Consider the following 14,464-nt stretch of genomic DNA (forward strand, 5'->3'; position numbering starts at 1 on the left):
CCTGCCGCCGCCCTCCCCTGCCGCCGCATGGGGAGCGCCATCCATTGCGCGCGCCGCACCACCCGCACGGAGACCCGACATGACCGCCCCACGCCTCGTCGCCGAACGCCTGAACGCCGACTTCGGCCTGTACCTGAGCGACACCCGCACGCTGGCGCAGAAGCAATCGCCCTGGCAGCGCATCGAGGTGTTCGAGAACCCGCAGTTCGGCCGCGTCATGCGCATCGACGATGCCTTCATGACCAGCGAGCGCGACGAGTTCTTCTACCACGAGCCCATGGTGCACCTGCCGGCCATCGCCCACCCGGGCGTGCGCCGCGCGCTGGTGGTGGGTGGGGGCGACGGCGGCGCGGCCGAGGAGCTGCTCAAGCTGCCCGGCATCGAGCGCGTGGTGATGGCCGAGCTCGACGCCGACGTGGTGGCCATGGCGCGCGAATGGCTGGGCAGCATCCACAAGGGCGCCTTCGACGACCCGCGCTTCGAGCTGCGCGTGGGCGACGCGCGCGACTTCATCGCCACCACCGACGAGCGCTTCGACCAGATCGTGCTCGACCTCACCGACCCCTTCGGCCCGGCCGTGGAGCTGTACACGGCCGAGTTCTACGCCGCCTGCCGCCGCATCCTGAACCCGGGCGGCGTGGTGTCGCTGCACCTGGGCTCGCCCATCCACCTGCAGGAGAGCATGCGCCGCATCGGCGCCTCGGTGCGCGCGGTGTTTCCCATCTTCCGCCCCTACCTGCAATATGTGCCGCTGTACGGCACGCTGTGGTGCATGGCCATGGCGTCCGACAGCACCGACCCGGCCCTGCTGAGCGCCCAGGAGGTGGACGCGCGCATCGCCGAGCGCGGCATTGGAGGCCTAGAGCTCTACAACGGCGCCACGCACCACGCGCTGCTGGCCCAGCCCAACTTTGTGCGCGCCCTCTTCGCGCAGCCGGCCGAGCCGCTCAAGAGCGGCGATGTGCTCGGCGACGTGCGCGACCCGGCCGAGCTGCCGCCCGTGGTGGTGACCACGGGCTGAAAACACTATTGTTTTTGTAGCTTTTCGCGCTTGCCTGACGGGCTCCAGAGGCCAAAAAGCCAAAGCAGCTGCCTCCTCAGACCACCGTCATTGCGGCGAAGGCCGCAATGACGTGGTATCCCCCGAGCGCGGCCTGAGAGATATCCCCCGTCAGGCCACAACGCTACAGCATGTGCTCGAGAAACGCCCGCGCGCGCTCGTGCCCCGGGTCGGCGAAGAACTCCTGCGCGGGCCGCGCCGTGATCAGCTCGCCCTGGTCCATGAAGGCCACGCGCTGCGCGACCTCGCGCGCAAAGCCCATCTCGTGCGTGACGACGAGCATGGTCATGCGCTCCTCGGCCAGCTCGCGCATGGTGCGCAGCACCTCGCCGGTGAGCTCGGGGTCGAGCGCGCTGGTCGGCTCGTCGAACAGCATGATGTCGGGCTGCATGCACAGCGCGCGCGCAATCGCCACGCGCTGCTTCTGCCCACCCGACAGGCGCGCGGGGTAGTTGTCACGCTTTTGCGACAGCCCCACCTTGGCCAGCAGGGCCTCGGCGCGCGCCACGGCCTCGGCGCGCGCAACGCCCTGCACCACCATCGGCGCCTCGATGAGGTTTTGCAGCACCGTGAGATGCGGGAACAGGTTGAAATGCTGGAACACCATGCCGGTCTTGGCGCAGATGCGGCGCAGTTCGGCATCGGGCGCGTAGCGGCATTGGCCGGCGGCATCGGTCGTGACCAGGGCCTGGCCCTCGATGGCGATATGACCGGCGTTGATGGTCTCCAGGTGGTTCAGGCAGCGCAGAAACGTGCTCTTGCCCGAGCCCGAGGGGCCGATGATGGCCACCACCTCGCCGCGCGCCACCGACAGCGACACGCCGCGCAGCACCTCGTTGTGGCCGAAGCGCTTCTTCACGTCGCGCGCCTCGATCATGGGCACGGCCCTGGCCGTATCACTGGTCATGTTTGGCATAGCGTTGCTCCAGGCGCTGGAAGCCCCAGGTCAGCACCAGGGTCATGATCAGATAGAAGGCAGCGGCCACGATGAAGGGCGTGGTCGTGAAGTCGCGCTGCACGATGCCGCGCGCGGCGCGCAGCAGGTCGTTCAAGGCCAGCACGTAGATGAGAGACGTGTCCTTGACCAGGGTGATGGTCTCGTTGCTCATGGGCGGCAGGATGTTGCGCACCATCTGCGGCAGCACGATGCGGCGCATGGTCTGGCCGTAGCTCATGCCCAGCACCTTGGCGGCCTCGTACTGGCCGCGGTCCACGGACTGAATGCCGGCGCGGAAGATCTCGGCGAAGTAGGCCGCGTAGTTGAGCGCAAACGCCGCCACGGCGGCCGGAAAGTCCGGCAGGCGGATGCCGATCACGGGCACGAAGGGCAGCGCAAAGTAGATGAACAGCATCTGCAGCATGAGCGGCGTGCCGCGCATGAGCCAGATATAGCCGTTCACCCCCGCCGACAGCGGCCTGAAATGCGACAGCCGCGCCAGCGCCAGCACCAGGCCCAGCGGCACGGCCAGCAGCAGCGTGATGACAAACAGCTTCAGGGTGACCACGGCGCCTTGCGCCAGCGGGCCCAGAAGGGAGAGAACATAGTCCATAAGACAGGGGCCTCAAGAAAGGCCGGAGGACCCATTGTGAATGCGTCATTCCCGCGCACGCGGGAATCCAGGGGCCTGAAGAGTCCACGACGTCGTGCACTCGTGGATCCCCGCCTGCGCGGGGATGACGCAGGCGTTGCACAGGCTTCTCAACGCCAAACACCGGCGGGCCGTGCTGCGACCCTGCCGGTGTGCTTTCCGGGGGGCGAGTTTACTTAATGATGTTCTTGCCGAACCACTGCTCGGAAATCTTGGCGGCGGAGCCATCCGCCTTCATCTCGCCCAGGGCCTTGTCCAGCTTACCCAGCAACTCGGCGTCGTCCTTGCGCACGCCCACGCCATATTCCTCGGTGCCGAAGTTGTCGTCGAGCACGGCGTACTGGTCGGGCTTCTTGGCCACGTAGTAGCGGCCCACGACCTCATCGACCACCACGGCCTCCAGGCGGCCGGCGGTCAGGTCCATCAGGGCCGTGACGTTGTCGCCAAAGGTCTTGAATTCCTTGAAGGAGTTGAACACCGCCTCTTCCTTCTTGATCGCGTCCACGGCGCTCGAGCCCTCCTGCGCACCGACGACCTTGCCGGCCAGATCGGCCTTGGACTTGATGGGCGAGCCCGCGGCCACGACGATGATCTGGTGGTTCTCCATGTAGGGCGCGGTGAAGGCGATGTTCTTCTTGCGCTCCTCGGTGATGGTCAGGCCGTTCCACAGCGCATCGACGCGCTTGCCCGAGAGCTCGGCCTCCTTGGCGCTCCAGTCGATGGGCTTGAACTCGACCTCCAGGCCCAGACGCTTGGCGGCTTCCTTGGCCATGTCGATGTCAAAGCCCACGAGCTCGTTCTTCTCGTCACGAAAGCCCATGGGCGGGAAGTTGTCGTCGAGGCCGACGACGATCTTGGTCACGGCAACGGGCTCGGGCGCGGCTGCTGCGGGGGCGGCAGGCTCCTGCTTGGAGCAGCCTACCAGCAGGGCACCCAGGGACAACAGGGCAACGGCGGCAATCTTCTTCATGGCGAGTCGATCTGTGAAAAGAACAAAGGGTTGAAACGGCCCGCCACGGCACGGAGCCGACGGCGGATATCGGGAAAAACCCGCCATTGTCCCACCGATGGCGACGCCCTTGCCGCGGCGCGGGTGCACGCCATGCCCCGCCATGAAGCCGAATCGGCCTCCAGCGCCCTAATTTCAAGCGCTGGCAGCTATGGTTTTTGCAGTCTGCAAGGCGACATGGGGCATCTGCGCCCCATGCCCTGCGCCGGCCTCAGCGCGGCAGGTCGCTCACGCCCATCAGAAACTCGTCGACCGCGCGCGCGGCCTGGCGGCCCTCGCGGATGGCCCAGACCACGAGCGACTGGCCGCGGCGCATGTCGCCCGCGGCAAACACCTTGGGCACGCTCGTGGCGTAGCCGCCGATGAAGTCCGTGCTGGCGCGCGCGTTGCCGCGCATGTCCTTCTCCACGCCAAAGGCGTCGAGCACGGCGCCCACGGGGCCGACGAAGCCCATGGCCAGCAGCACCAGGTCGGCCTGGTATTCCTTCTCGGTGCCGGCGATCTCGTGGAACTTGCCGTCCTTGAACTCCACCTGCACGGTCTTGAGACCCGTGACCTTGCCCTTGCTGCCGATGAACTCCTTGGTGGCGATGGCGAACTCGCGCACGCAGCCCTCATCGTGGCTGGAGCTGGTGCGCAGCTTGATCGGCCAGTAGGGCCAGACCAGGGGCTTGTCCTCGGCCAGCGGCGGCATGGGCATGAGCTCGAACTGCGTCACGCTCTTGGCGCCATGGCGGTTGCTCGTGCCCACGCAGTCGCTGCCGGTGTCGCCGCCGCCGATGACGATGACATGCTTGCCGGAGGCAGAGAGCTGGCCCTTGAGCTTGTCGCCCGCGTTGACCTTGTTCTGCTGCGGCAGGAACTCCATCGCGAAGTGGATGCCGGCCAGGTCACGCCCGGGCACGGGCAGGTCGCGACTCTGCTCGGCACCGCCCGTGAGCAGCACGGCATCGAACTCCTGCTGCAGCTGCACCGGGGTGACGGTTTCCTTGGCCCAGTTGGTGACCTTGCTGTCCTTGCCCAGGCCGTCCTTCTCGGCGCCCACGAAGACGCCGGTGCGGAACACCACGCCCTCGGCCTCGAGCTGCTGGATGCGCTGGTCGATATGGCCCTTGTCGAGCTTGAAGTCGGGAATGCCGTAGCGCAGCAGGCCGCCGACGCGGTCGTTCTTCTCGAACACGGTCACGGCATGGCCCACGCGCGCGAGCTGCTGCGCCGCCGCCAGACCCGCGGGGCCGCTGCCGACGATGGCCACCTTCTTGCCCGTCTTGCGGGGCGCGACCTGTGGCTTGACCCAGCCCTCGGCCCAGGCGCGGTCGATGATGGCGTGCTCTATGCTCTTGATGCCCACCGCATCGTTGTTGAAGTTGAGCGTGCAGGCGGCCTCGCAGGGCGCGGGGCAAATGCGGCCCGTGAACTCGGGGAAGTTGTTGGTGCTGTGCAGCACGCCGATCGCGCTCCTCCAGTCCTGGTGGTACACGAGGTCGTTGAAGTCCGGAATGATGTTGTTGACCGGGCAGCCGTTGTTGCAGAACGGCGTGCCGCAGTCCATGCAGCGCGCGGCCTGGATCTTGGCCTGGTCGCTCGAGAGGCCGATGACGAATTCCTTGTAGCTCTTGAGGCGCTCGGCGGGCGCGGGGTAGCCCTCCTCGATGCGCTCGTATTCCATGAAACCGGTGGTCTTGCCCATGGTGCGGGTCCTTCGCTGGTGTCTTTGCTCGTGGGTGTCTGGGTGTCTGCCCCTTCCCCCTCGGGGGGAAGGGCGTGGCTCACTTGGCGGCTACTGCTTCGTTTTTGGGAGCTGCCTGCGCAGGCGTGGCTTGCTCTTCAAGCACTTTTCGCTCATACATCTCGGCCAGCGCGCGCTTGTACTCGGTCGGGAAGACCTTGACGAAGCGGCTGCGCGCGACGGCCCAGTTGTCGAGCAGCTCGCGCGCACGGCGGCTGCCCGTGTGGCGGCTGTGCGCCTCGAGCAGTCGCTTGAGCTGCTCCTCGTCGGTCTGGCCGCGGTGCCAGTGGCCCGGGTCCACGCTGGCCACCTGCTCGTCGGCCGGCAGGATGCGCTCGAGCGCCACCATGGACAGATTGCAGCGGCTGTCGAACTTGCCGTCCTCGTCGTAGACATAGGCCACGCCGCCGCTCATGCCCGCGGCGAAGTTGCGCCCGGTCTTGCCCAGCACGACCACGGTGCCGCCGGTCATGTACTCGCAGCCATGGTCGCCCACGCCCTCGACCACCGCCGTGGCGCCCGACAGACGCACGGCGAAGCGCTCGCCGGCCACGCCGGCGAAGAAGGCCTGACCGCTGGTGGCACCGAACATCACGGTGTTGCCGACGATGGTGTTGGCCGTGGCATCGCCGCGGAACTCGTGGCTCGGGCGCACGATGACGCGCCCGCCCGACAGGCCCTTGCCCGTGTAGTCATTGGCCTCGCCGGTCAGGTTCAGCGTGATGCCGTTGCACAGGAAGGCGCCAAAGCTCTGGCCGCCCGTGCCCTCGAAGTGGATGCGGATGGTGTCGTCGGGCAGGCCCTCGGGATGCACCTTGGTGACCGCGCCCGAGAGCATGGCGCCGACGGAGCGGTTGACGTTCTTGGCCACCTCCATCAGGCGCACCTGCTCGCCGCGCTCTATGGCGGGCTGGCAGCGCTCGATGAGCTTGACGTCCAGCGCCTTCTCCAGGCCATGGTCCTGGGACTCGACGTGGTAGCGAGCCACCTCGGGCCCGACCTGGGGCTGTGCAAACAGGCGCGAGAAGTCGAGGCCCTGGGCCTTCCAGTGCGCAATGCCTTTGCGCATGTCGAGCAGCTCGGTGCGGCCGATGAGCTCGTCGAACTTGCGCACGCCGAGCTGGGCCATGATCTGGCGCACTTCCTCGGCGACGAAGAAGAAGTAGTTGACCACGTGCTCGGGCTTGCCCGAGAACTTGGCGCGCAGCACCGGGTCCTGCGTGGCCACGCCCACGGGGCAGGTGTTGAGGTGGCACTTGCGCATCATCACGCAGCCCTCGACGACCAGGGGCGCGGTGGCAAAGCCGAACTCGTCCGCGCCCAGCAGCGCGCCTATGACCACGTCGCGCCCGGTCTTCATCTGGCCGTCGGCCTGCACGCGGATGCGGCCGCGCAGGCGGTTCAGCACCAGGGTCTGCTGGGTCTCGGCCAGGCCGATTTCCCAGGGGCTGCCCGCGTGCTTGATGGACGACCAGGGCGAGGCGCCCGTGCCGCCGTCATGGCCGGCGATGACCACATGGTCGCTCTTGCACTTGGCCACGCCCGCGGCAATCGTGCCCACGCCGACCTCGGACACGAGCTTGACGGAAATGTCCGCGTGCGGCGCCACGTTCTTCAGGTCGTGGATGAGCTGGGCCAGATCCTCGATGGAGTAGATGTCGTGGTGCGGCGGGGGGCTGATCAGGCCCACGCCGGGCACGCTGTGGCGCAGCTGACCGATGTAGTCAGAGACCTTGCCGCCGGGCAGCTGGCCGCCCTCGCCTGGCTTGGCACCCTGGGCCATCTTGATCTGGATCTGGTCGGACGAGGCCAGGTATTCGGCCGTGACGCCAAAGCGCCCGGAGGCCACCTGCTTGATCTTGGAGCGCAGGCTGTCGCCGTCCTGCAGGTCGATGTCGGACTCGACCTTGTCGGCGCCGATGATGGTCGAGAGCTTCTCGCCCTTGGTGATGGAGATGCCCTTGAGCTCCTTGCGGTAGCGCGCAGGATCCTCGCCGCCCTCGCCGGTGTTGCTCTTGCCGCCGATGCGGTTCATGGCCACGGCCAGCGTGGCGTGCGCCTCGGTGGAGATCGAACCCAGCGACATGGCGCCGGTGGCAAAGCGCTTGACGATCTCCTTGGCGGGCTCAACCTCGTCGAGCGGCACGGCCTTGGCCGGGTCGAACTGAAACTCGAACAGGCCACGCAGCGTCATGTGGCGGCGGGTCTGGTCGTTGATGATCTGCGCGTATTCCTTGTAGGTGTTCCAGTTGCCGCCGCGCGTGGCGTGCTGCAGCTTGGCGATGGCGTCGGGCGTCCACATGTGCTCCTCGCCGCGCGTGCGCCAGGCGTATTCGCCGCCCGCGTCGAGCATGGTGGCCAGCACCGGGTCGTTGCCGAACGCAGCCACATGGGTGCGGATGGACTCCTCGGCGATCTCGAACACACCAATGCCCTCGACGCGGCTGGCCGTGCCCGTGAAGTACTTGGCCACGGTGTCGCCGGACAGGCCCACGCACTCGAACAGCTGCGCGCCGCAGTAGCTCATATAGGTGGACACGCCCATCTTGGACATGATCTTGGACAGGCCCTTGCCTATGGCCTTGACGTAGTTGTAGATGGCCTTCTCGGCGCTGAGCGCACCGGGCAGCTCCTGGTGCATGGCCTGCAGGGTCTCGAGCGCCAGGTAGGGGTGGACGGCCTCGGCGCCGTAGCCCGCGAGCACGGCGAAATGGTGCACCTCGCGCGCGGTGCCGGTCTCCACCACCAGGCCGGTGGTGGTGCGCAGCCCTTCGCGCACCAGATGCTGGTGGATGGCCGACAAGGCCAGCAGCGCGGGGATGGCGACCTGGGTGGCGCTCAGATGACGGTCGCTGATGATGAGGATGTTGGCGCCGCCCTTGATCTCATCGACGGCCTGCGCGCACAGCGAGGCGAGCTTGGCCTCCACGCCCTGCTTGCCCCAGGCGAGCGGGTAGGTGATGTCGATGGTCGCGCTCTTGAACTTGCCGTGCGTGTGCTGCTCGATGCCGCGCAGCTTGGCCATGCCCTCGAAGTCCAGGATGGGCTGGTGCAGCTCGAGCCGCATGGGCGGGTTGACCTGGTTGATGTCCAGCAGGTTGGGCTTGGGGCCGACGAAGGACACCAGGCTCATGACGATGGCCTCGCGGATCGGGTCGATCGGCGGGTTCGTCACCTGGGCGAACATCTGGCGGAAATAGTTGTACAGCGGCTTGCTGCGCTCGGAGAGCACGGCCAGCGGGCTGTCGTTGCCCATGGAGCCGATGCCCTCCTCGCCGTTGGCGGCCATGGGGGCGAGCAGGAACTTGATGTCCTCCTGCGTGAAGCCAAAGGCCTGCTGGCGCTCGAGCAGCGGCAGGTCGGAGGCCACCGGCGCGGCGCCGGGTGCGGCCGGCACGTCATCGAGCTTGATGCGCAGGTTTTCGATCCACTGCTTGTAGGGCTTGGTGTTGACGATGTTGGCCTTGAGCTCGTCGTCCTCGATCAGGCGGCCCTGCTCCAGGTCGATGAGCAGCATCTTGCCCGGCTGCAGGCGCCACTTGCGCAGCACGCGGCTGTCGGGCACGGGCAGCACGCCGGCCTCGGAGGCCAGGATGACGAGGTCGTCGTCGGTGACCACGTAGCGCGAGGGGCGCAGGCCGTTGCGATCGAGCGTGGCGCCGATCTGGCGGCCGTCGGTGAACACGATGGACGCCGGGCCGTCCCAGGGCTCGATCATCGCGGCGTGGTATTCGTAGAAGGCGCGGCGGCGCTCGTCCATGCTTTCATGCTGCTCCCAGGGCTCGGGAATCATCATCATCACGGCCTGGCTGATCGGGTAGCCGGCCATGGTCAGGAGCTCCAGGCAGTTGTCGAAGGTGGCGGTGTCGGACTGGCCCGCGAAGCTGATGGGGTAGAGCTTCTTCAGGTCCTCGCCAAGCACGGGCGAGGCCATCACGCCCTCGCGCGCCAGCATCCAGTTGTAGTTGCCGCGCACGGTGTTGATCTCGCCGTTGTGCGCCACATAGCGATAGGGGTGGGCGAGCGGCCACTCGGGGAAGGTGTTGGTCGAGAAGCGCTGGTGCACCAGGCCGATGGCCGAGACGCAGCGCTCGTCCGAGAGGTCCTTGTAGTACACGCCCACCTGGTCGGCCAGCAGCAGGCCCTTGTAGACCACGGTGCGGCTGCTCATGCTCGGGACGTAGTATTCCTTGCTGTGCTTGAGCCCGAGCGCCTGGATGGCGGCACTGGCGGTCTTGCGGATCACGTAGAGCTTGCGCTCGAGCGCGTCCTGCACGATCACGTCCGCACCCCGGCCGATGAACAGTTGGCGCAGGATGGGCTCCTTCTCGCGCACGGTGGGCGACATGGGCATGTCGCGGTTCACCGGCACATCGCGCCAGCCCAGCAGCACCTGGCCCTCGGCCTTGATGGCGCGCTCGAGCTCCTGCTCGCAGGCCAGGCGCGAGGCGTGCTCCTTGGGCAGGAACACCATGCCCACGCCATATTCGCCCGCCGGGGGCAGCTCCACGCCCTGGGCAGCCATCTCCTCGCGGTAGAGCTGGTCCGGGATCTGGATCAGGATGCCGGCGCCGTCGCCCATGAGCTTGTCGGCCCCGACCGCGCCCCGGTGGTCGAGGTTTTCCAGAATCTTCAGCGCGCCGGTGACGATGTCGTGGCGCTTGACACCCTTGATGTGGGCCACAAACCCCAGGCCACAGGCGTCATGTTCGTTGTGGGAGGCATACAGGCCATGCTGTTGCAGGTGCTGGATCTCGGCAGCCTTGGTCATCGCGCGCTTTCTCAGTAATTCGCAGGGAAGCGCAGAATAAGGCATGAACCCATGCACAGCAAGCATTTTAAATGGGGTCAGATTCCAATTAAATCCTCAGAACTGCCATCAACAATTTAATGGGGACACATCAATTTTGATAGTAGCTGGCGCTTTATGCACCTGGCCTGAAGGCCTGTTCAGTCCTTATCCTGAGGTGCCAGCGGCGGCCGTCCGCGCCTGGCCTGGCTCACGCGGCGCGGCGATTTTTTTTGCAGATCCGCCACAAAGTCCGCGTCGCCCAGGGCCCAACCGCGCAGTGCGGACTCGGTGAGCGCACCTTGCGCCTTCGCATCCAGGCCTGTGTGCACGAGCTCGGCATAGGCGGCGTCGCGTGCGAACGGCGTGTTGCCCAGCGCCCAGTACAGCGCATGCGGCGTGACCAGCGGGTCGCTGCGCTGGCCCAGGTAATGGGCATGGCTGGACCAGTGCCAGTCGAGCGGCCGCCCCACCATGCCAGCGCGCACCGGGTTCAGGTCGATGTAGACCATGCAGGTCAGCAGGTAGCGATCCGTCTGGATCAGCGTCGAGCGGTAGCGCCCCTCCCACAAGGTGCCGCTGCGGCCATGGCGGTCATTGAAATAGCGCACATAGCTGCGGCCCACGGCCTGCATCATCAGCGGCAGCGCCTCGGTCGTGGCGGGCGTGGCCAGCAGGTGGAAATGGTTGTCCATGAGCACATAGGCATGGACGGCCACGCCAAACTTCCGCGCGTTCTCGGTCAGCAGGCCCAGCATGCACTCGAAATCCTGCCTGTCGACAAAGATCACCTGGCGGTTGTTGCCCCGCTGAATGATGTGGTGCGGGTAGCCCGCAAGCGTGAGACGGGGCAGGCGCGCCATGCAAACCTCCTGGAGATAGGGGCGCCTATCCTAATTGGAATCCGACCCCAATTAACGCCCCCAATTCACTGGAGGCGGCCCTCCTCCACCGCGTGGCAGGCCACGCGGGTGCCGGCGCTGTCGCGCAGCTGCGGGCGCTCGGTGCGGCAGCGCTCGTTGGCATAGGGGCAGCGCGGGTTGAAGGCGCAGCCCGGCGGCGGGCTCAGGGGGTTGGGCACCTCGCCCTGCACGGGCGTGCGCGCGCGGCCGGTGTCGTGCATCTTGGGGATGGCGTCGAGCAGCATGCGCGTGTAGGGGTGGCGCGGCTGGGCAAAGAGCTGCCGCTTGTCGGCAAGTTCCACCAGGCGCCCCAGGTACATCACGCCGACCTGGTCGCTCACGTGGCGCACCACGGCCAGGTTGTGGCTGATGAAGAGGTAGGTCAGGCCCTGCTTTTTCTGCAGGTCCTTCATGATGTTGAGCACCTGGGCCTGCACTGACACATCGAGCGCGCTCGTCGGCTCGTCGCAGACCAGGAATTCGGGCTCGGTGGCGAGCGCGCGTGCGATCGAGATGCGCTGGCGCTGCCCGCCCGAGAACTGGTGCGGGTACTTGTCCATGTCCTGCGGCGACAGGCCGACCGAGGTCAGCAGCTCGCCCACGCGGGCCTTGAGCGCCGCGGCCTCGGACAGCAGGCCATGCTCGCGCAGCGGCTCGGCAATGATGTCCGCCACCTTCCAGCGCGGGTTCAGGCTGGCATAGGGGTCCTGGAAGATCATCTGGATGCGCCGGCGCATGTCCTTGGCCTTGCCACCCTTGAAGGCCGCATGGGCATCCTGCCCGTCAAAGTGGAAGCCCCCGCGCGTGGGTGTGTACAGGCCGACCAGCAGGCGCGCCACGGTGCTCTTGCCGCAACCCGACTCACCCACCAGGGCCAGGGTCTTGCCCCTTTCGATCTCGAAGCTCACGCCATCGACGGCGTGCAGCAGCTGGCGCGGCTTGCGCTCGAGCACGCGGTTGAGCCAGGGTGCGGACACATCGAAGGTGCGGGCCAGGTCGCGCGCCTGCACCAGCGGCTGGATCGTGCTGCTCATGCGGTCACCTCGCTCCTGGAATCGTGCAGCCAGCAGGCCGCCTGCGTCTTGCCCGCGGCCATGAGGTCGGGGCGCTCCTGTCGGCAGCGGCCGAACACCTGCGGGCAGCGCGGGTTGAAGGCGCAGCCCTTCGGTATCGCATTCAGGCGCGGCATGGCGCCGTCGATCTGATTCAGACGCTCGCGGTCCTGCTCCATGTCGGGGATGGAGGCCATCAGACCCGCGGTGTACGGGTGGGCCGGCTGGTTGATGACCTCGTGCACGGGGCCGATCTCGGCCACGCGACCCGCATACATCACGGCCACGCGGTCGCAGGTCTCGGCGATCACGCCCATGTCGTGCGTGATCAGCATCACGGCCGCGCCGCGCGTCCTGCAGATGTTCTTGAGCAGCTGAATGATCTGCGCCTGGATGGACACGTCGAGCGCCGTGGTGGGCTCGTCGGCCACGATGAGCTGGGGCTCGGCCGCCAGCGCCAGCGCGATCACCACACGCTGGCGCATGCCGCCGGAGAACTGGTGCGGGTAATGGTCTATGCGCTGCTCGGCCGCGGGAATGCCCGTGTCCTTGAGCAGGTCGATGGCGCGCTGGCGCGCCTCTGCGCCGCTCATGGGCAGGTGCGTGACGATGGTCTCGACCAGCTGCTGGCCCACGGTGTAGAGCGGGTTCAGCGAGGTCAGCGGGTCCTGGAAGATGGCGCCGATCTTGCGCCCGCGAATGTGGCGCATCTGCGCGTGCGGCAGGTTGTCGATGCGCTGGCCCTCAAGCCGTATCTGACCCGAGGCCACGCGCCCCGGCGGCTCCAGGAGGCCGATGATGGACGCGCCGGTGAGCGACTTGCCCGCGCCCGACTCGCCCACCACGCCCAGGATCTCGCCCGGCGCGATGGAGAACGACACATCGTCGAGCGCGCGCAAGGTGCCGCGACGCGTGGGGAATTCGACGACGAGGTTTTGTACTTCCAGCAAGGACATATCAGTGTTCCAGGGCGCTACGCATGAAACTGGTGCAACCAAAGCGCGGGCAGCCGCGCAAGGGCCGCCCCGCCGCGCCGGCTGCGTCCGCCTGCCCGCATTGCGCAGCAATGCGAGAGCGGGGGCTGAGGGGCGCGGCTCCAAGCCTGCCTGCGCAGGCTTGGACGCCCCCAAAGGGCTGCCGCCTTTGGCAGCTGCACAGAGCGGCGCAGCCGCTCAGGGGGGTGTTTCTCATCTCAGGCGTGGGTTCAGGGCATCGCGCAGCCAGTCCCCCAGCAGGTTTACCGACAGCGCGATCAGCACCAGCATGACACCGGGGAAGATGGTGATCCACCATTCGCCCGAAAACAGGTAGTCGTTGCCGATGCGGATCAAGGTGCCCAGCGACGGCGAGGTGGGCGGCGCGCCCACGCCCAGAAAGGACAGCGTGGCCTCGGTGATGATGGCCGTGGCCACCTGGATGGTGGCCAGCACCATCACCGGCCCGAGCACATTGGGCAGCACATGGCGGCGCATGATGCGAAACGGAGCCACGCCCGTGACGCGCGCAGCCTGCACATATTCCTTGTTGCGCTCGACCAGCGTGGAGCCGCGCACGGTGCGCGCGTACTGCACCCAGCCCGTGAGCGAGATGGCCGCAATCAGCACGCCAAACGACAGCCACTCGGGCGCGTTCGGGAACACCGCGCGCGCCACGCCGGCGATGAGCAGCGCGATCAGGATGGCGGGGAAGGACAGCATCACGTCGCACAGGCGCATGAGCACGCCGTCGACCCAGCCGCCGCGAAAGCCCGCGATCAGCCCCAGCGTCACGCCCAGCACCACCGACAGCAGCACCGAGGCCAGACCGACGATGAGCGAGATGCGCGCGCCGTAGATCAAGGCCGAGAGAATGTCGCGCCCCTGGTCGTCCGTGCCCAGCAGGTACTTGGCGCTGCCACCCTCGAGCCACCAGGGCGGCAGGCGCGAGTCGGAGAGCTCCAGTGTGGACAGGTCGAACGGATTGTGCGGCGCCACCCAGCCGGCAAACAGCGCGCAGATGGCGCACACCAGCGCGATCAGCGCCGCCAGAATGGCCACGGGCGAGCTGCGAAAGCTGTGGGCCACGTCGCTGTCATACCAGCGCAAGAGGGTGTTCTTCATGGGCGTGGGGGTCGTTTGGAAGGACGAAAGGACGCGTGCCACGCCGCCGTCATCCCCGCGCAGGCGGGGATCCATGGCGGCAGCAAACCAGCACCTGGGGTGGCCTCTGGATCCCCGCCTGCGCGGGGATGACGGGAGGTGTTTGCGCGGGGATGACGGGGGATGGCTGCGCGCGGATGACGGGTACTGGCAAGCATCGTTGAAAATATCAAAAACAATAGCGCTTTGCGCTTGA

Annotated in this window: 10 protein-coding genes; 1 reads left to right on the top strand and 9 read right to left on the bottom strand. The window is 67.1% G+C overall.

The window, feature by feature from the left end; genetic code table 11:
* Positions 1–79: 79 nt before the first annotated feature.
* On the top strand, positions 80–1,021 hold the full coding sequence (gene speE / locus ABUE11_RS14975) for a polyamine aminopropyltransferase (protein WP_367066124.1): 942 nt from the start codon (positions 80–82) through the stop codon (positions 1,019–1,021).
* A gap of 163 nt (positions 1,022–1,184) precedes the next feature.
* Here the strand turns inward: speE and ABUE11_RS14980 are convergent, their stop codons facing one another.
* From ABUE11_RS14980 to ABUE11_RS15020, 9 genes are all read right to left on the bottom strand, one after another.
* The gene (locus ABUE11_RS14980) at positions 1,185–1,976 is read right to left on the bottom strand and encodes an amino acid ABC transporter ATP-binding protein (RefSeq protein WP_367066125.1); all 792 of its coding nucleotides are present in this window, start codon (positions 1,974–1,976) and stop codon (positions 1,185–1,187) included.
* Positions 1,957–2,610, bottom strand: a complete 654-nt coding sequence (locus ABUE11_RS14985; protein WP_367066126.1) for an amino acid ABC transporter permease — start codon at positions 2,608–2,610, stop codon at positions 1,957–1,959. The genes ABUE11_RS14980 and ABUE11_RS14985 overlap by 20 nt, the downstream gene beginning before the upstream one ends.
* Positions 2,611–2,821: 211 nt before the next feature.
* Positions 2,822–3,619, bottom strand: a complete 798-nt coding sequence (locus tag ABUE11_RS14990) for an amino acid ABC transporter substrate-binding protein (RefSeq protein ID WP_367066127.1) — start codon at positions 3,617–3,619, stop codon at positions 2,822–2,824.
* A 250-nt stretch (positions 3,620–3,869) separates the two neighbouring features.
* Positions 3,870–5,348: a glutamate synthase subunit beta gene (locus tag ABUE11_RS14995; RefSeq protein WP_367066128.1), complete on the bottom strand. Its 1,479-nt coding sequence runs from the start codon at positions 5,346–5,348 to the stop codon at positions 3,870–3,872.
* A 79-nt stretch (positions 5,349–5,427) separates the two neighbouring features.
* Entirely contained in the window at positions 5,428–10,158 is a 4,731-nt protein-coding gene (locus ABUE11_RS15000) for a glutamate synthase-related protein (RefSeq protein WP_367066129.1), read from the bottom strand.
* Positions 10,159–10,337: 179 nt separating this feature from the next.
* Positions 10,338–11,039 carry a transposase gene (locus tag ABUE11_RS15005; RefSeq protein WP_367066130.1) on the bottom strand — a complete coding sequence of 234 codons (702 nt, stop codon included), beginning with the start codon at positions 11,037–11,039 and terminating at the stop codon, positions 10,338–10,340.
* A 65-nt stretch (positions 11,040–11,104) separates the two neighbouring features.
* Complete coding sequence (locus ABUE11_RS15010; protein WP_367066131.1) at positions 11,105–12,112, bottom strand: dipeptide ABC transporter ATP-binding protein; 1,008 nt, start codon at positions 12,110–12,112, stop codon at positions 11,105–11,107.
* The gene (locus ABUE11_RS15015) at positions 12,109–13,086 is read right to left on the bottom strand and encodes an ABC transporter ATP-binding protein (protein ID WP_367066132.1); all 978 of its coding nucleotides are present in this window, start codon (positions 13,084–13,086) and stop codon (positions 12,109–12,111) included. The genes ABUE11_RS15010 and ABUE11_RS15015 overlap by 4 nt, the downstream gene beginning before the upstream one ends.
* A 231-nt stretch (positions 13,087–13,317) precedes the next feature.
* Positions 13,318–14,229 (bottom strand): ABC transporter permease, encoded by a 912-nt coding sequence (locus ABUE11_RS15020; protein ID WP_367066133.1) that lies wholly within the window; start codon positions 14,227–14,229, stop codon positions 13,318–13,320.
* Positions 14,230–14,464 lie beyond the last annotated feature (235 nt).

It is taken from the genome of Oryzisolibacter sp. LB2S, assembly GCF_040732315.1.
Taxonomy (GTDB): Bacteria; Pseudomonadota; Gammaproteobacteria; order Burkholderiales; family Burkholderiaceae_C; genus Alicycliphilus; species Alicycliphilus soli.